The 17,699-nt window shown below is 68.9% G+C and carries 17 protein-coding genes and 1 pseudogene; 11 read left to right on the top strand and 7 right to left on the bottom strand.

The genetic code is table 11. From position 1 onward, the window contains the following. Nucleotides 1–314 precede the first annotated feature (314 nt). Entirely contained in the window at nt 315–1,082 is a 768-nt protein-coding gene (locus tag FDA94_RS05980; RefSeq protein WP_137246007.1) for a putative protein N(5)-glutamine methyltransferase, read from the top strand. Nucleotides 1,083–1,123: 41 nt separating this feature from the next. After that, nucleotides 1,124–1,483, top strand: coding sequence for a PASTA domain-containing protein (locus FDA94_RS05975; RefSeq protein ID WP_137246006.1), 360 nt, complete (start codon nt 1,124–1,126; stop codon nt 1,481–1,483). Here FDA94_RS05975 and FDA94_RS05970 read toward each other — a convergent pair. Genes FDA94_RS05970 through FDA94_RS05960 form a run of 3 tightly spaced genes read right to left on the bottom strand, consistent with a single transcriptional unit; the run spans nt 1,480 to nt 3,543 of the window. Further along, complete coding sequence (locus FDA94_RS05970; RefSeq protein ID WP_212735201.1) at nt 1,480–2,103, bottom strand: class I SAM-dependent methyltransferase; 624 nt, start codon at nt 2,101–2,103, stop codon at nt 1,480–1,482. The genes FDA94_RS05975 and FDA94_RS05970 overlap by 4 nt on opposite strands. 46 nt (nt 2,104–2,149) lie before the next feature. Then, on the bottom strand, nt 2,150–2,554 hold the full coding sequence (locus tag FDA94_RS05965) for a hypothetical protein (RefSeq protein WP_137246005.1): 405 nt from the start codon (nt 2,552–2,554) through the stop codon (nt 2,150–2,152). Continuing rightward, complete coding sequence (locus FDA94_RS05960; RefSeq protein ID WP_137246004.1) at nt 2,551–3,543, bottom strand: DUF6745 domain-containing protein; 993 nt, start codon at nt 3,541–3,543, stop codon at nt 2,551–2,553. Before FDA94_RS05960 ends, FDA94_RS05965 begins: the two co-directional genes overlap by 4 nt. Nucleotides 3,544–3,601: 58 nt before the next feature. Here FDA94_RS05960 and FDA94_RS05955 point away from each other — a divergent pair, with 58 nt between their 5' ends. The 3 genes from FDA94_RS05955 (at nt 3,602) to FDA94_RS05945 (ending at nt 9,907) form a co-directional block, all read left to right on the top strand. Beyond that, complete coding sequence (locus tag FDA94_RS05955) at nt 3,602–4,030, top strand: hypothetical protein (protein WP_137246003.1); 429 nt, start codon at nt 3,602–3,604, stop codon at nt 4,028–4,030. Nucleotides 4,031–4,444: 414 nt separating this feature from the next. Next, the gene (locus FDA94_RS05950) at nt 4,445–8,794 is read left to right on the top strand and encodes a galactose-binding domain-containing protein (protein WP_137246002.1); all 4,350 of its coding nucleotides are present in this window, start codon (nt 4,445–4,447) and stop codon (nt 8,792–8,794) included. 69 nt (nt 8,795–8,863) lie between these two features. Then, nucleotides 8,864–9,907 (top strand): threonine synthase, encoded by a 1,044-nt coding sequence (locus tag FDA94_RS05945; protein ID WP_170990794.1) that lies wholly within the window; start codon nt 8,864–8,866, stop codon nt 9,905–9,907. A gap of 3 nt (nt 9,908–9,910) precedes the next feature. Here FDA94_RS05945 and FDA94_RS05940 read toward each other — a convergent pair whose 3' ends face one another. Then, nucleotides 9,911–10,357, bottom strand: coding sequence for an ester cyclase (locus tag FDA94_RS05940; RefSeq protein ID WP_137246000.1), 447 nt, complete (start codon nt 10,355–10,357; stop codon nt 9,911–9,913). 116 nt (nt 10,358–10,473) lie between these two features. Continuing rightward, nucleotides 10,474–11,025, bottom strand: coding sequence for a TetR/AcrR family transcriptional regulator (locus FDA94_RS05935; RefSeq protein WP_137245999.1), 552 nt, complete (start codon nt 11,023–11,025; stop codon nt 10,474–10,476). Nucleotides 11,026–11,085: 60 nt separating this feature from the next. Here FDA94_RS05935 and FDA94_RS05930 point away from each other — a divergent pair, with 60 nt between their 5' ends. The 4 genes from FDA94_RS05930 to FDA94_RS05915 all read left to right on the top strand — a co-directional run bounded on the left by FDA94_RS05930 (nt 11,086) and on the right by FDA94_RS05915 (nt 14,649). After that, entirely contained in the window at nt 11,086–12,039 is a 954-nt protein-coding gene (locus FDA94_RS05930; protein ID WP_137245998.1) for an NAD-dependent epimerase/dehydratase family protein, read from the top strand. A gap of 135 nt (nt 12,040–12,174) precedes the next feature. Beyond that, nucleotides 12,175–13,695, top strand: a complete 1,521-nt coding sequence (locus FDA94_RS05925) for a glycosyl hydrolase family 18 protein (protein WP_170990793.1) — start codon at nt 12,175–12,177, stop codon at nt 13,693–13,695. Nucleotides 13,696–13,712: 17 nt separating this feature from the next. Beyond that, nucleotides 13,713–14,312, top strand: a complete 600-nt coding sequence (locus tag FDA94_RS05920; RefSeq protein WP_137245996.1) for a DUF1275 family protein — start codon at nt 13,713–13,715, stop codon at nt 14,310–14,312. After that, nucleotides 14,299–14,649, top strand: coding sequence for a hypothetical protein (locus FDA94_RS05915; RefSeq protein WP_137245995.1), 351 nt, complete (start codon nt 14,299–14,301; stop codon nt 14,647–14,649). The genes FDA94_RS05920 and FDA94_RS05915 overlap by 14 nt, the downstream gene beginning before the upstream one ends. On the opposite strand, the gene FDA94_RS41320 is transcribed toward FDA94_RS05915, so the two are convergent. Together FDA94_RS41320 and FDA94_RS41315 are read right to left on the bottom strand one after the other, a co-directional pair. Beyond that, nucleotides 14,609–15,427 (bottom strand): translation factor GTPase family protein, encoded by an 819-nt coding sequence (locus FDA94_RS41320; protein ID WP_342778446.1) that lies wholly within the window; start codon nt 15,425–15,427, stop codon nt 14,609–14,611. The genes FDA94_RS05915 and FDA94_RS41320 overlap by 41 nt on opposite strands. Before the next feature lie 111 nt (nt 15,428–15,538). Beyond that, a pseudogene (locus tag FDA94_RS41315) lies at nt 15,539–16,398 on the bottom strand (GTP-binding protein); the annotation flags it as partial. A 383-nt stretch (nt 16,399–16,781) separates the two neighbouring features. On the opposite strand from FDA94_RS41315, the gene FDA94_RS05905 reads away from it, so the two are divergent. Together FDA94_RS05905 and FDA94_RS41480 are read left to right on the top strand one after the other, a co-directional pair. Further along, nucleotides 16,782–17,243: a hypothetical protein gene (locus FDA94_RS05905; RefSeq protein WP_137245994.1), complete on the top strand. Its 462-nt coding sequence runs from the start codon at nt 16,782–16,784 to the stop codon at nt 17,241–17,243. 27 nt (nt 17,244–17,270) lie between these two features. Beyond that, nucleotides 17,271–17,699, top strand: coding sequence for an SsgA family sporulation/cell division regulator (locus tag FDA94_RS41480; RefSeq protein WP_137245993.1), 429 nt, complete (start codon nt 17,271–17,273; stop codon nt 17,697–17,699).

Below are 17,699 nucleotides of genomic sequence, written 5' to 3'. Positions count from 1 at the left end.
GTACCGGTGCGAGAATGGCGCGGATATGTTGTGTCAACCGGTGTAAGCGCTCTGGCCACTGAGCTACCGGGGCAGGTGGCACCCCGGGCGGGATTCGAACCCGCGACCACTCGATCCGAAGTCGATAACCGATTGTCTTCGACCCGCGCCATCCGCGAACCGATGTTGAAGACGGTACAGATCACCGTTCAATTCGCCCACCCGTTTTCAGCGCTTTGCCGGGCGTGCGGTACAGTGATGGCGTTTGACGGTCAGCTATCGGATGAGGAGGTGAGACCCATTCCCGCCCAGTTCCGCCCAGGAAGGCAGGTCTCGTGTCCCTCTCATCAGTCGTCTCCGAACTCCGCAGCGCCGGATGCGTCTTCGCCGAAGACGAAGCGCGGCTGATCCTCTCCACCGCCGGCTCCCCCGAAGAGCTGCGCCGCATGATCGGCCAGCGGGTGGCGGGGCTCCCTCTCGAACAGGTGCTGGGCTGGGCCCGGTTCCGTGATCTGCGCGTCCTCGTCGATCCCGGGGTGTTCGTGCCCCGGCGGCGGACCGAGTTCCTGGCCGGCGAGGCCATCGCGCGGGCCCGGCCGGGGTCGGTGGTCGTCGATCTCTGCTGCGGTACGGGGGCCGTGGGGGCCGCCGTCGTCGCCGAGGTGCCCGGAGTGATCCTGCACGTCTCCGACATCGACCCGGCGGCGGTCGCGTGCGCCCGGCGCAACGTGCCGCGCGCGCTGGTCCACCAGGGCGACCTCTACCAGGCGCTGCCGCTCCTCCTCCGGGGGCGCATCGACGTGCTGGTGGCGAACGCGCCCTACGTACCGACGGAAGAGGTCGACTTCCTCCCGCCCGAGGCGCGGCTGCACGAACCCCTGGTGGCCCTCGACGGGGGTGAAGACGGGCTGGAGCTGGTCAGGCGGGTGTTCCGGCTGGCGCCCGAGTGGCTGGCGCCCGGCGGGTGCGTGCTCGTCGAGACCTCCGACGACCAGGCGGCCGGGGCGTGCGCGGCGGCACTGAAGGCCGGGCTGGAGCCCTCGATCACCTCTTCCGAGGAGCTTGACGCGACTGTCATCGTCGCGCAAATGCCGATTCGATAACAGGTGTTTCCGGCCGTCCCCAACACCGTCAGATTGTCTCCATGAACGACACCGCCCCGCTGCTCCGCGAGCGCGACCGCTCCTCTGTGATCATGGCCTTGGCGCTCGCGACCCTCATCCTCGGCGGCGGGTGCGGTGTGCTGATCAGCTCCGTCGACGGCTACTACGCCAGCCGCGCCGAAGCCAGGGAACAGCTGGTCAGGAAGGGCGGGACGATGCCCGACGTGACCGGCATGAAGTGGGCGGAGGCGGTCGAGCGGCTCCAGGGCTCGGGCTACTGGCTGCTCAACCGGAGCGGAGTGACGTTCGCCGACCAGTCGCGATTCGTCACCCGGCAGGATCCGGCGGCGGGGACCCAGGTGCCCTTCTCGTCCCGAATCACCCTGCACACCGACAATTAACCGAGCACCGCTTGGCCGACTCGGACCAGCAGCCAGCCCTGCGGAGCCGTGTCCGTCTCGCGCGGTTCCCAGCGTCCGCGGGCGACCGGCGCGAACCCGGCCCCGTCGAGCAGGCTCGCGACCGTGTCGGGGTCGAGGCGGCGGAAGTCGATGTCGCGGACGCGCTTGATCTCGTCGCCGATCTGGAAGGCGACCAGGAGCAGGCCGCCGGGCGCGAGCACCCGCCGGAACTCGGCGAACACGCCGGGGAGCAGTTCGGCCGGGATGTGGATGATCGAATACCAGGCGATCAGGCCGCTCAGCGACGCGTCGGGGAGGTCGAGGGAGCGCATGTCGCCCTCGGCGAACTCGATGTCCGGAAATGTCGCCCGAGCGTGGGCGAGCATTCCGGGCGACAGGTCGACGCCCGAGATGTCCAGACCCCGCCGGTGCAGCCAGGACGTCACCCGGCCCGGCCCGCACCCCGCCTCCAGGACCTTGCCGGGTGGGACGAGGTCGGTGAACAGTCCCAGCACGGCCTGGTCGAACGGGTTGTTCTCCAGGTCGTCCATGAACAGGTCGACGTATTCGGCGACGAGGGCGTCGTACCCGGCGCGGGTCTCGGTGAGGAAGTCGGTCACCCCGGCACCCTAAGGGCGGACCGGCCCGGCCGGTCCGCCCCCGGGGTCAGTCGACGACCGGCAGCGGCACCGTCTTCCGCCATTCGCGCTGGCGGCGGGCCGCGTACCGGCCCGGGGCGAGCCCGGTCGCGCCGTGTTCGGGATGCATCAGGTAGACCGGGGCGGTGGCGGTGAACACCGGGCCGTCGGGGCCGTCGGTCGAGAGACAGGTGCCGGGGTCGGCCACCAGCACGTGCGGGTGGACGCCGTCGAGCAGGACGAGCCCCTCCGGCGGCACCGGCCGCCAGCCGGCGTCCGGTTCCGGTGAGGTCTCCAGCAGGTGGGCCGGGATGACCAGGAGGTCTCCCTGGGCCTGGATTCCGTCGAGGACCGGGATGGTCAGGCTCCGGTCGAGATGGTCGTCGAACGCGCGTCCGGTGCGCGTGGACAGGGCGGCGAGTGTGATCATCATGTCCTCCTCACGAGCTGTCTGTAGAGCGGGGCGGTGATTCCGTAGGTCCAGGCGGCGGCCTCGACGGGGTCGGCGACGTCTTCGGGGACGATCAGCCCGTAGCGGCGGCGGGTGCCGTCGCGTTCGACGGTTCCGTTGACGACGATCAGGACGGTGTGCTCCATGACGTCGTACAGGAGGAGTTCGGCGTCGTTCCCCGGGTCGGGGGCGGTCGCGATGAGACGCCCGGCGGTCTGGTCGACGAACTCGGGCCAGCCCATCCGCTGGATGGCGGCGAGCCGGATGTCGGGGTCGGATTCGTCCCTGATCCGGGCGGCCGTCGGCTCCTCGACGACCCAGGGCGGCACGCTCAGGCCGCGCCAGGCGTAGGCCGACCGGCCGTCGCGGTAGACGACCGCCGGTCCGTCGTCTCCGTGGACGAGCACCACTCCGGGTTCCGGCCCGGGTTGCGTGTGGACGACGCACGGCCGGTCAACCACCACGCACACCTGCCGGAAGGGCACCCACCAGCCGCCCGCGCGGGCGGCCCGGTCCCACAGGTCGATGCCCTCGACCCCGGGCACCCAGGGCAGGCAGTCGTAGCCGGCCAGCCACGACACGTCGTGGACCTCCGGCCAGGCCCGGTCGTGGTCGTACACGACGAGTCTGTTGGGCAGGCCGCTCCGGGCCAGCGGATCGACCACCTGCCAGAAGACCTGCCTCCTCCGGCCGGGGCGCGCGGCCATGCCGGAGTCGAGGGCGCGCGTCATCGTCTGCCGCCGCGCCTCGAACAGGCGGGTCAGCGACTCATGACGATGCGCACGCAGGAGGTCGGCCGCGGCGGCCGGGGAGGAGACCCAGTGGAATCTGGGCGGGGGAAGCCCGTTGAGCCGGTAGAGGCCCGCGATGGCGGACTCGGCTTCTGGGCGGTCGGCGGGCTCGGTCGACAGGGCGACCCGGAGCCATTCTTCGCGGATGGAGGCGGCGTCTCGCCGCGTCGTGACACTCACCGGATGAAGGGAGTGTCGTCCTTTCCAACGATCATGTCTTCGATCATAACCTGATCAAATGCGCTCGAACTTAACGATTTATCTCATCCTCGGGCTCGTCGTCGCCGCCGGGGTCATCTCGCTGGGCACGCTGACCTCGCAGACGATGACGTCGTTCGGCGTCGGCTCGGGCGTGGTGACCTCGATGAGCGCCCTCATCTCCTCCCTCGCCGCCGGCATCTCGGCCATCGCTGCGTGGCGGACCAGCGTCCGCCCGGCCGCCGAGGACGACGAGGCCGTCGTGCGGCTGCTCGACATCGCCGAGCGGGCCGACGGCGAGATCCGCAAGCTCGCGCTCGCCGAACTCAACCGGACGATTCCGCCGCTGCTGCGCAAGCGCCTGGCCGGACGCGACCGGGCCCCCGTCGTCGCCATGCTCGACACGCTGCTCACGCAGGAGGACGTACCGAGACTGCGGCTGTTCCTCGCGGTCTACGGGATCGCCTGACGAACCACTCGGCGCCGATAGGTTCGGCACCCAGCAGATGCCTCGAACGACCCCAGCGCGGGCACCCGGCGGGGCTGCCCGGCGCCCGCGCGTTCGTCTCAGGAGGAACGTCCACCCGATGCGGCCGACCGCCACCGGCTTCCGGGTCAGGCTGGTCATCGCCGCCGACGATCCGCTGGTGCGCCAGGTGCCAGCGGTCGTGTGGGCGTATCGCAGCGGCTTCATCCGCAGGTGACAGGAACATTGACGACCCCGTAGCACATATGTAACATTCGACCAGCACTACGCAAGAATCTTGCAATTTGTCGTCTAATTTCTCTCTGTTTCTCGCAACTCTTCAGGGAATGCACTGCGTCCGTGCTCCCGCCCCCATCCGTGTCTCCACCTGTCGACCCTGACGAGAGAAGAACGCGAATGAGAAAGCTGCACGGACCTGTGAGGCTGGTGGCGGCCGTCGTCGCCGCCGGCCTCGTCGCGTCTGGGCTCCTCGCCCCGCCCGCGTCCGCCGCCGGCGGACCCAACCTGTCTTTAGGCAAGGCCACCGCGGTCTCCAGCTCCACCGCAGGCCAGTCGGCCTCCGCCCTCAACGACGGCAACCAGTCGACCTACTGGGAGAGCGTCAACAACAGCTTCCCGCAGTGGGCCCGCATCGACCTCGGCAGTGCCACCGCCGTGGACCAGATCGTGCTCAAGGTGCCCGGCGCCTCCGCCTGGCAGACCCGCACCCAGACGCTGACCGTCCAGGGCAGCTCCGACGGCAACTCCTTCTCCAACGTGGTGGCCTCGGCGAACTACACGTTCAACCCGGCCACGGGGAACTCCGTCACGATCAACTTCGGCTCGGCCACCCACCGCTACTGGCGCGTCGACGTCACCGCCAACACCGGCTGGCCGGCCGCCCAGATCTCGGAGTTCGAGATCTACGCCACCGACGGCGGCGGCAACACCGGCGGAAATCTTGCCTCGGGCCGTACGATGACCGGCAGCTCGGTGTCGCAGAATTACGTCGCCTCGAACGCGAACGACAGCAACCAGGCCACCTACTGGGAGAGCAACAACAACGTCTTCCCCGAGTGGCTCCAGGTCGACCTGGGCGCGTCCACCTCGGTCAACCGGGTGGTGCTGAAGCTCCCCGCCTCCGGATGGGCCACGCGAACCCAGACGCTCGCCGTCCAGGGCAGCGCGAACGGGTCGAGCTTCTCCGACATCGTCGGATCGACGGGCTACGTCTTCAACCCGGCCGGCGGGAACACGGTGACGATCAACTTCACCGCGACCTCGACCCGGTACGTACGCCTGAACATCACCGGCAACACCGGCTGGGCCGCCGGGCAGATCTCCGAGTTCGAGGTCTACGGCCCCACGACCCCCGGTGACACCCAGGCGCCCTCCACTCCGGGCACGCTGAGCTTCACCGAGCCGGCCACCAACCAGATCAGGCTCGCCTGGGGCGCCTCGACCGACAACGTCGCGGTGACCGGCTACGAGATCTTCCGGGGCGGCTCGCTCGTCACGACGGTCGCGGGCAACGTGCTGACGTACACCGACACCCAGCCCTCGACGGCCACGGTGACCTACCACGTGCGCGCCCGGGACGCGGCCGGCAACACCTCCGGCAACAGCAACTCGGTCACCCGCCAGGGCCAGTCGGGCGGCGACACCCAGGCGCCCTCCGCGCCGGGCACGCTGAGCTACACCGAGCCCGCCTCCGGCCAGATCCGCCTGGCGTGGGGCGCCGCGACCGACAACGTCGGCGTGGCCGGATACGAGATCTTCCGGGGCGGCGCCTACGTCGCGCAGGTCGGCGCGGGCGTGCTCACCTACACCGACAGCCAGCCCGCCACGGCCACCGTCACCTACCAGGTGCGGGCCAAGGACGCGGCCGGCAACATCGGCCCGTTCGGCAATTCGGTGACCCGGACCGGCTCCAACCCCCAGCCCGGCACCAACCTGGCCACCGGCAAGGAGATCACCGAGTCGGGGCACGTCCACACGTTCGTCGCGGCCAACGCCAACGACAACAACCTGGACACCTACTGGGAGGGCGCGTCCGGCGTCTGGCCGAGCGTGCTCACGGTCAAGCTCGGGTCGAACGCCGCCGTCACCTCGGTGGTGCTGAAGCTCAACCCGTCGTCGGCGTGGGGCTCGCGTACCCAGAACATCCAGGTCTTCGGACGCGACCAGGCCGCCACCACCTACACCAGCCTGGTCGGCGCGACGGCCTACACGTTCAACCCCGCCGCGCAGAACACGGTGACGATCCCGGTCACCGCGACCACGGCCGACGTGCAGCTCCGGATCACCAGCAACACCGGCGCCCCGGCGGGCCAGATCGCCGAGTTCCAGGTGTTCGGCACCCCGGCGCCCAACCCCGACCTGCAGGTCACCGCGCTGAGCTGGTCGCCCTCCTCGCCCAGCGAGGTCCAGGCGATCACCGTCACCGGGACCGTCCGCAACAACGGCAACTCGGCCGCCCCGGCCGACAGCGTGAACGTCACCGTCGGCGGCAGCCTCGTCGGCACCGTCAACATCCCGGCCCTCGCGGCCGGCGCCGAGGCCACGTTCACCCAGAACATCGGCACCCGCCCGCAGGGCACGTACGCGGTCGCCGCCACGGTCGACGCCGACGGCACCGTGTTCGAGCAGAACGAGGCCAACAACACCTTCACCGCGCCGACCCAGCTTCAGGTCGCCCAGGCCCCCGGCCCCGACCTGCAGATCACCGGCGTGACCTCCAACCCGGCCAACCCGGCCGTCGGCTCCCCGGTCAGCTTCACCGTCGCGGTCAACAACCGCGGCACGACCGCGAGCGGCGCGAGCGTCACCCGGGTCCAGGTGGGGTCGACCACCCTGAACACCTCCACCGGTTCGATCGCGGCCGGGGCCACCGCCAACGTCGCGATCACCGGCACCTGGACGGCCGCCTCCGGCGGCGCCACCATCACCGCCACGGCGGACGCCACCGGCCAGATCGCCGAGACCAACGAGTCGAACAACACGTTCACGCAGGCCATCGTGGTCGGACGCGGCGCCGCGGTGCCGTACACCGAGTACGAGGCCGAGGCCGCTCAGCACAACGGGACGGTCCTGACCGCCGACGCGCTGCGCACCTTCGGGCACACGAACTTCGCCTCGGAGTCGAGCGGCCGCAGCTCGGTCCGCCTGAACAGCACCGGCCAGTACGTCGAGTTCACCTCGACCGTGCCGTCGAACTCGATCGTCATCCGCAACTCGATCCCGGACTCCGCCGGCGGCGGTGGCCAGGACAAGACGATCAGCCTCTACATCGACGGCACGTTCAACCGCAAGATCACCCTGTCGTCGAAGCACTCGTGGCTGTACGGCTCCACCGACGACCCCGAGGGCCTCGTCCAGACCCCCGGCGGTGACGCCCGGCGCCTGTTCGACGAGTCGAACGCGCTGCTCAGCCAGAGCTACCCGGTCGGCACCAAGTTCCGCCTCCAGCGGGACGCCGGTGACGACGCCGCGTTCTACATCATCGACCTGATCGACCTGGAGCAGGTCGCTCCCCCGCTGAGCCAGCCCTCGGGCTGCACCAGCATCACCCAGTACGGCGCGATCCCGAACGACGGCCAGGACGACACCCAGGCCATCCAGCGCGCGGTCACCGACGACCAGAACGGCGTCATCAGCTGCGTGTGGATCCCGGCGGGCCAGTGGCGGCAGGAGCAGAAGATCCTGACCGACGACCCGCTGAACCGCGGCCAGCACAACCAGGTCGGCATCAGCAACGTGACGATCCGCGGCGCCGGCATGTGGCACTCGCAGCTCTACACGCTCACCGAGCCGCACCTGGTCCAGGGCGGCATCAACCACCCGCACGAGGGCAACTTCGGCTTCGACATCGACAACAACACCCAGATCTCGGACATCGCGATCTTCGGCTCGGGCCGCATCCGCGGCGGACCCGGCGGGGCCGAGGGCGGCGTGGGCCTCAACGGCCGCTTCGGCCAGAACACCAAGATCACGAACGTGTGGATCGAGCACGCCAACGTGGGTGTCTGGGCCGGCCGCGACTACACGAACATCCCCGAACTCTGGGGCCCCGGCATCGGGGTGGAGTTCAGCGGCATGCGCATCCGCAACACCTACGCCGACGGCATCAACTTCGCCAACGGCACCCGCAACTCCAAGGTGTTCAACAGCTCGTTCCGCACCACCGGCGACGACGCGCTGGCCGTCTGGGCGTCCAAGTACGTCAAGGACCAGTCGGTCGACATCGGCTCCAACAACCAGTTCATCAACAACACGATCCAGCTGCCCTGGCGGGCCAACGGCATCGCGGTCTACGGCGGCTTCGGCAACAAGATCGAGAACAACCTGATCTACGACACCGCGAACTACCCCGGCATCATGCTGGCGACCGACCACGACCCGATCCCCTTCACCGGGACGACGCTGATCGCCAACAACGGCCTCTACCGGACCGGCGGGGCGTTCTGGAACGAAGACCAGGAGTTCGGCGCGATCACCCTGTTCGCGCAGGGCGCCGGCATCCCGGGCGTGACCATCCGGGACACCGACATCGTCGACTCGACCTACGACGGCATCCAGTTCAAGACGGGCGGCGGCGAGGTCACCGCCCAGATCACCAACGTGAAGATCGACAAGTCCAACAACGGCGCGGGCATCCTGGCGATGTCCGGGGCGCGCGGCTCGGCGACCCTCACGAACGTGACCATCACCAACTCGGCCGATGGGGACATCGTCCGCCAGCCGGGCACCCAGTTCATCATCAACTGACCCTTCGGAAAGCAGGACCAGCCGTGGGCCGAGGGCTCACGGCTGGTCCGTTTTATGTACGTTGATGCGATGGACCTGCGCTGCTCCTCGTGTGACGTGGTCGCCGATCCCCTCGCCTGGGCCTGCCCCTCGTGCGGGGGCGCGCTGGACGTGCCGCCGATCCCGCTCGAAGGATCGCCCTCCGGGGAGGGCGTGTGGCGCTACCGCGACTGGCTGCCGGCCGTCGACGGGATCTCGCTCGGCGAGCCGGTCACGCCGCTGGTCCGGATGCCATGGGACGGGCTCGACCTGACCCTCAAGCTGGAGGGCGCGCTGCCGACGGGGTCGTTCAAGGACCGGGGCACCGCCGTGCTGGTGTCGTGGTTGAAGGCCCACGGCGCGTCGTCGGTCGTGATCGACTCCTCCGGGAACGCGGGGGCGGCGCTGGCGGCGTACAGTGCGCGGGCCGGGTTGAAGTGTCACGTCTTCGCGCCCGCTTCGGCCTCGCCGGGCAAGCTGCGGCAGATCGCCGCCTACGGTGCCGAGCTGCACGCCGTTCCCGGCACCCGCCAGGCGGTGGCCGACGCGGCCGTCGATCACGCCCGCGTCACCGGAGACGTCTACGCCTCCCACGCCTGGCACCCGATGTTCATCGTCGGGACCAGGACGTTCGCGTTCGAGGCCTGGGAGCGGATGGGGGTGCCCGACGCGGTCGTGCTGCCGGTCGGGGCCGGGACGCTGATGCTCGGCATCGCCCACGGCTTCGCCGACCTGCGGGCGGCGGGGCTGACCGACCGGGTGCCGGAGATCTACGCGATCCAGTCGACGGCCTGCGCGCCGCTGCTGGCCGATGGGCGCGAGCCGGTCGAGGTCGTCGTGGGCGACACGGCGGCGGAGGGCATCAAGATCGCCCACCCGCCCCGGGGCCGGGCCGTCATCGCGCACGCGACCGACGTTCTCGCCCTCGACGACGACGCCCTGTGGGCGGCCCACGCGCGCTTTCGCCTCGCCGGCGTCTACACCGAACCCACGTCGGCCATCGCGCTGGCAGGGCTGACGAACCTGGCGGAACGCCTGGAGGGCAAGAAGGTGCTGGTCCCGATCACGGCGACCGGTCTCAAGTCGCCGGCCTGAGATTCACGCGACGGCGGACTCGCCCATCTCCAGGTGCAGGCCGAGCTGCGAGTAGAGCTCCAGCTGGTCGAAGTACTCCCGGTGCGTGCCGATCTTTCCGTCGTCGTCGACGAACGAGGCGCAGGTGCCGCGCAGAGTGATGCGGCGACCCGTCGGTTCGAGGTCCCGTCCGTCGGGCAACAGGAACGGCCCGGTGTGCGTGCCGACCGCCGTCCACTCGACCACCAGGGGATTGTCGGTGCTGGTCGCCTCATACCAGACCGCGAGGTAAAGGTCCGGAAATCCCCTGAAGAACTGCTCGAAGAGCCACACGATCTGTTCTGATCCCTCTGCCACTCCTACAGGCGAGACGTAGGTGGCGTCTTCGCTGAAAATATCGAGCATCCGGGGCACATCGTGGTCGTTGATCGCGTCGGCCAGACCGCGCTTGACTTCCCACTTGTCCACCATGGATGTTCCCCTCCCTGGTCAGGACATCAACCCATAGGTCACATTACCTACGGGCAGGCAGACCACGTCCCACGCGGCCGTCGCGGGACGTCCAGGGAATGCCGGCAAAGGCAAACTCAGCCCTTTCGGGTCAGCAGCGGCACCACCACCTCGTCGACCAGCCGCTCGGCCAGGCCCGGCGTGTCGCCGAGCCATAGCGCCTCCGCCACCAGCGGGCCGATGAGCAGCCGGTCGACCATGTCGAGGATCGGGTTGTCCGGATCGATCTCGCCCGCCGCGACGTGCCGCTCCAGCGCCCGGCGCAGCACCGCCAGCTCCGGCTCGATCATCAGCTCGTGGAAGGCGGCCCGCAGCTCTTCGTCGACCAGAACGGCCTGGGCCAGCCCTGTGAGAGGCCGCGGCACGCTTCCCCGTCCGGTCGCCTCCAGCAGGTCGCCCCGCAGGGTGCCGGTGTCGATCTCTTCGGGGCGGGCGGGCTTGCTCACCTTCACCGCGGTGATGACCATCTTCGCCTTCCCGCCCCACCGCCGGTAGAGCGTCGCCGTGCTCGCGCGGGCGGCTTTCGCGATGTCGTCGATGGTCACCTCGTCGTAGCCCCTCTCGCGGACGAGGGCCAGGGCGATGTCGAGCAGTTCGCGTTCGCGCTCCTCGGTGAGGCGGCTGCGCATGAGGGCTCCTTATCGAAAACGCGTTGTCGACTGTCCGTTTTCTATCGTATCGTCATTGGCATGGAGACAGTTCTGATCACCGGCGGGACGGGCTTCCTCGCCACCCGTGTCATCGCCGCCGCACAAGAGGCCGGCTACGACGTCCGCACCACCGTCCGGCACACCCCCGTCGACGGCGTGCCCTCGGTCGTCGCCGACCTCACCTCCGACGAGGGGTGGGACGAGGCCGTGGCGGGGTGCGACTACGTCCTGCACGTGGCCTCCCCTCTGCCGGCGGCCCAGCCCGTCCACGAGGACGAGGTGATCATTCCAGCCCGTGACGGCACCCTGCGCGTGCTGCGCGCGGCCCGCGACGCGGGGGTCCGGCGGACGGTCGTGACCTCCTCGTTCGCCGCCATCGGCTACGGGCACCCGGAGACCGACCGGCCCTTCACCGAGGACGACTGGACCCGGCCCGACGCCGACATCGCGGCCTACCCGAAGTCGAAGGTGATCGCCGAGCAGGCCGCCTGGGCGTTCGACCGGGGGGCCATGGAGCTCGCGGTGGTCAACCCGACCGGGATCTTCGGTCCCGTCGTCGGGCCCCGCTACGCCAGCTCGATCAGGATCCTGGCCGGGCTGCTCGACGGCAGCATGCGGGCCATCCCGAACATGTGGTTCGGGATGGTCGACGTACGGGACGCGGCCGACCTCCACCTCCGCGCGATGACCTCGCTGAAGGCGGCCGGGGAGCGGTTCATCGGGGCGTCGGGCGACGCGGTGTCGATGGCCTACATCGCCCAGGTCCTGCGGGAGCGCCTCGGCGCGACGACCCCCACCGACCTCCTCCCCGACGAGGTGGTCAGGGAACTGGCCGAGACCGACGACCGGATGGCGGAACTGGCCAGGAACGTGGGCCGGATCAGGCACCTGTCGAACGCCAAGGCCCGGTCGGTACTCGGCTGGAACCCCCGCCCGACCGAGGACGTCATCGCCGACACGGGCCGCAGCCTCATCGAAGGCGGCTACCTCTGACCGGCGAATCCCCCTATGGACGTTTCGCGATCATCGTCGGATAATTCGACTGCTGTTGCTCGCGAGCCCCAGTCACCGTGGCCCGCACCCCACCCCCGGTGATCTGCGCTGCCCGGGCGACAGAAGGGTTTCCTCGTGAAACGTGCTGTGTTCTCAGCAGTGGCCCTGGTGGCCGCGCTCCTCATCCCCTCGCAGGCCAACGCGGCCAACCTGCTCGCCAACCCCGGGCTCGAATCGGGATCGCTCTCTCCCTGGACGTGTACGGGAGGCCTCGGGTCGGCGGTGGCCTCGCCTGTTCGTACCGGAACCAGAGCGCTCGCCGGTGCGGCCAGCGCCTCCGACAACGCCCGGTGCAGCCAGAACGTGTCGGTGCGCCCGAGCACGGCCTACGTGCTGACGGCGTGGGTCCGGGGCAACTACGTCTACCTGGGCGTGCAGGGCGGCAGCTCGGTATGGACGTCGTCGGCCGACTGGCGGCTGCTGACCCTGAACTTCACCACCGCCGCCGGGCAGACCTCCGCGCAGGTCTACCTCCACGGCTGGTACGGCCAGGGCACCTACTACGCCGACGACATCGGCTTCGACGGCCCGGGAGGCACCAATCCCAGCCCCTCCCCGAGCCCGTCACCCTCTCCCTCGCCGTCGCCCACCCCGACGGCGAGCCCGTCGCCGACGCCGACGGTGACCCCCACGAACGGCCCGACCTGCGCGGTCAAGGGCAAGCCCGCCGGGAAGGTCCTCCAGGGCTACTGGGAGAACTGGGACGGCGCGGTCAACGGCGTCCACCCCCCGCTCGGCTGGATCCCGATCACCGACACCCGCATCAGGCAGCACGGCTACAACGTCATCAACGCCGCCTTCCCGGTGATCCGGTCCGACGGGACGGTCCTGTGGGAGGACGGCATGGACGCGACCGTCAAGGTCGCCACCCCGGCCGAGATGTGCGCCGCCAAGGCGGCGGGCGCGACGATCCTGATGTCGATCGGCGGGGCCACGGCGGGCATCGACCTGTCGTCGGCCACGGTGGCCGACCGGTTCGTCGCGACGATCGTGCCGATCCTCAAGCGGTACAACTTCGACGGCATCGACATCGACATCGAGACCGGCCTGACCGGCAGCGGCAACATCAACCAGCTGTCGACGTCGCAGGCCAACCTGATCCGGATCATCGACGGCGTGCTGGCGCAGATGCCGTCGAACTTCGGCCTGACCATGGCCCCGGAGACCGCCTACGTGACCGGCGGCAGCGTGGTCTACGGCTCGATCTGGGGCGCGTACCTGCCGATCATCAAGAAGTACGCCGACAACGGGCGGCTGTGGTGGCTCAACCAGCAGTACTACAACGGGTCGATGTACGGCTGCTCCGGTGACTCCTACTCGGCCGGGACGGTCCAGGGCTTCGTCGCCCAGACGACCTGCCTCAACAACGGCCTGGTGATCCAGGGCGTGACGATCCGGGTGCCCTATGACAAGCAGGTCCCCGGCCTGCCCGCCCAGGTCGGCGCAGGCGGCGGCCACATGTCGCCGGCGCTGGTGTCGCAGGCGTGGAACAGCTTCAACGGCCAGCTCAAGGGCCTGATGACCTGGTCGATCAACTGGGACGGCTCCCGCAGCTGGACCTTCGGCGACAACGTGAAGGCGCTGCAGGGCCGTTAGGGGGTACGTCCCCTGACATGCGGATCATGTGGGGTACGACCGCGCTGGCCTGCTGCGCCGGCGCGGTCGACCTCTTGACCTTCAAGGAACTCGGCGGCGCCTTCGCCGGCATCATCACGGGCAACGTGGTGACGGCCGCCTCCGGCAAGTGGATCGCCGCCCTGACGGCGGTGGCCGGCTTCGGCGCCGGCGCCTACGCCTGGGCGGTGACCTTCCGTTCGAGACGCACCCTGGGCCTGATCGCCGAGTTGGTCCTCCTCGTCGTCGTGGCCGTCGGCTGGATCGGCACCGGCACCCGCCCCGACCTGTCGGGACAGCTGGTCCTGCTGGCTTTGGCGGGCATCGCGATGGGCGGCCAGAGCGCGATGATGCTGGGGCTGCACCCGAACACGACGTACATGACCGGCGTGCTGACCACCTCCCTCCACGACCTGGCGACCGGCCGGAGGGACACGTTCGTGACGGCCCTCCGGCAGATCGGCGCACTGGCGATCGGCGCGGCGGCGACGGCCATGCTGCTGGTCGTCAGCCGCCCGTTCGCCCCGGTCCTCGCGGTCCTCCTGCTGATCACCGCGATCTTCCTGCTTCCGGTAGAAATGCGAAATGGCCGTCATTAACGTGATCAACCACTCCGACGACTGGGTCGCCTGCTGGCTTGAGCCGCTGGGTGAGGACCGCTGGATGAGACCCCGCGAGACCTTCCGGTTCCGCAGCGACTATTCGGGCGACGAAGTCGACTTCAGCGTCGTCTACGAGACGGAGCCGGACGGGATCAACCACATAGCCGTCTGGGTCGAGCACGGTGACCCCTGGGCGGAGGTGACCACAACCGACGGCGTCGTCGTCGACTGTGGCCACCAGCGTCGCGAGGCGGCGGAGTCAAGCGGTGCGGCCCGGCGCCTCATGGAACCGATCAGCGAGCCGCCATCGCATATCCCGCCGGTCTCGTCGTGAAGGCTCCTCGGCCCTGGGTGCGGCTGCGGAGCCGGGTCGCGTAGCCGAAGACCTCGGCCAGCGGGACCGTCGCCGTGATGACGACCGTGCCCGGTCTGGCTTCCGTCCCGGAGACCTGGCCCTTTCTCGCGGCCAGGTCGCCGAGCACGCCGCCCGCCAAATCGTCGGGGACCGTCACGGTCACCTCGGTGACGGGTTCCAGGACCGCCATCTCGCACGAGCGCAGCGCCTCGCGCAGGGCGAGGCGGCCGGCCGTGCGAAAGGCCAGTTCCGAGGAGTCCTTCACGTGGGTCGCGCCGTCGGTCAGGGTCACCCGCAGGCCCATGACCGGGTGCCCGCCGAGGGGGCCTTCGGCCAGGGCGTCGCGGCAACCCTGTTCGACCGCCTTCACGTACTCCTTCGGCACCCGGCCTCCGACGACCGTGCTCGCGAAAGCGAACGGCTCGGCGGAGGGTTCGACGTCGAGGCGGACGTGGGCGTACTGGCCCGCGCCGCCGTCCTGTTTGACGTGCCGGTAGAGGACGCCGGTCACGCCCGTCACGACGGTCTCCCGCAGGGCGACCTGCGGGGCGCCGACGCGGATGGCGAGGCCGCGGTCGCGGCGGATCTTCTCCACGGCCACCTCCAGGTGGAGTTCTCCCAGGCCGGACAGGATGGTCTGGCCGGTCTCCGGGTCGGTTCGTACACGAATGGATGGGTCTTCGGCGGCCAGGCGGGCCAGCGCGACGGCGAGCCGCTGGTGCTCGGCCCCGGTCGCGGCCTCGACCGCGACCGACACGACCGGTTCGGTCGTCGACGGAGGCTCCAGCACGAGCGGCGCGGCCGGGTCGGCCAGCGTCGCGCCCGTCCGCACGGACTTGGGCCCGACGACGGCCACGATGTCGCCCGCCTCGGCACGGTCGATCTCGGTGTGCCGGTCGGCCTGGATCCGCAGGATCCGCGACACCCGCTCGGTCTTCCCGGTCGTCGTGTCGAGGACGGTGTCGCCCTTGCGCAGCGTGCCCGAGTAGACCCGCACGAACGCGGTCCGCTCGGCCACCTTGAACACCAGCCCCGAGAAGGGCCGGTCCTCGACGCGCGGCTCCGGCAGGTAGGCCACCACGGCGTCGAGCAGCGCCTCGATGCCCTGGTTGCGGTAGGCCGACCCGCTCAGCACGACGACCGCCTCGCCCGAGAGGGTCAGCTCGCGCAACGCCCTCCGCAGGGTCGCAGGGGAGACGCGCGGGTATTCCTCTAAGACGTCCGGATGTCGCTCCGCGACCTGTTCGACCAGGTCAGGGTGCCCGAGAACGAGCGGCACCGGATGCAGCCGCCGCCGGATCGCCTCGACGGTCGCGTCGAGATCGGCCCCGGGCCGGTCCATCTTGTTGACGAACACGATCCGCGGCACGCCATACCGATCGGCCCGCCGCCAGACCGCCTCGCTCTGCGGCTCGACGCCCGCCACCGCGTCGAACACCGCGACCGCCCCGTCGAGCACCCGCAACGACCGCTCGACCTCGTCGGAGAAGTCGACGTGCCCGGGAGTGTCGATCAGGTTGATCTGCGCGCCCTGCCAGTGACAGGTCACCGCCGCCGCGAAGATCGTGATCCCGCGGTCCCGCTCCTGCGGGTCGAAATCCGTGACGGTGGTGCCATGGTGCACTTCACCCTGCTTGTAGTCGCCCCGGTCGCGAACAGGATCCGCTCGGTGACGGTGGTCTTGCCGGCGTCTACGTGGGCGAGGATGCCGATGTTACGGAGAGTCATGGCCGTTTCTCTTTCGAGAGGTGAATCCGGAAAGGACGGCGCGATGAAGCCTTCTACGAGAAGGCGGACAACCGGAATCGGGCGCGCAGCCGAAGCCGGGCACCGGAAGACACGCGGATCACCTCATGACCGAAGGGAGGGACGACGGCACGCGTGGCGTGGCGCATGATCTCCCCCTCTCGGCTACGAGAGCAGGGTAACGACCGATTCAGCGCGAACGCGAGCTATTTCCGAGGTCGTGATGTCTGGTTCGTACAGCCAACCGCGCGGCGCGTAGTCGGTTAGCCACCCCGCGACAGCTGATGCGCAGGGACTCCAGTTGTGGTACACATGTGGCATATGGTGCAGGTACCACATAGGTACCACAACACAGAGGACTCAGGGTGCGCACGTCCATCTACCTCCCCGACGCCTTGGCCGAGCAAATAAAGCAGTACGAGATCTCCATCTCCGAAGTCGCCCAGGCCGCCTTTCAGGTAGCCGTCGAGCGAGCGCAGCTACAGGAGAAAGTCATGAGCGACATCGCAGCGGTGGCAGCACGACTTCAGGGCGGCATCACAAAGATCATGCAGATGCAATATGCCACAGGACGTGACGCCGGCATTGCCTGGGCCAAACGAAATGCTTCAATCGAGGAACTCCGGGCAATCACCGACAAATACTGGAGCGATCACTCCAACATCATTGACCTGATCGCTGAAGCCTATTCTCCAGGTTCGAGCGTGGACTACGAAGACGACGTGAGCGAAGAAGAGAAAACGGCCATGTACGACGCCTTCGAGCAGGGATTTGTACAGGGCGCAGGCGAGGTGTGGGAAGCCGTCAAGCCGCTCCTGGAGTGGTAGTTGAGGTGACACGAGAGGTCGCATTTCATGTCCGGCGAAAGGCCAAGTGAAGCTTCCATGAATAATGCAGTCGTTCACTGCTTGACGTTATATTACGGTACGCAGTACGAGAACTCAGTAGCCTCCTTTGTGAGGTACAGGCCAACTGACCCTTTCTTCGTATCCGTCGACATCCCTGGCCATTCCCTGCAGATCGACATGACCCGCTCCACCCTCTCGGCGGGGCTTAATGCACCAACGGAATCGGGTCATGTCCTGGTAGGGCCCTCCGAAGATCGTGAATGGACCATTATTCGCATACGAATTCCCGACGGCAACGAGCTGTTGTTCTGTACGTCACGCGCCCTAGTGGGTGAGTTCCTCGCGGAGACCTACCAGGCGGTTCCCATGGGCCAAGAGAACGAGCAGATAAATTGGGACATCGCCCACAGCTTTTTCTTACATGAGTCTGAATAA

This window comes from Herbidospora galbida, assembly GCF_005233835.1.
GTDB lineage: Bacteria > Actinomycetota > Actinomycetes > Streptosporangiales > Streptosporangiaceae > Herbidospora > Herbidospora galbida.
Note: the sequence above shows the minus strand (reverse complement) of the source record. Positions and strands in the feature narration are given on the sequence as shown.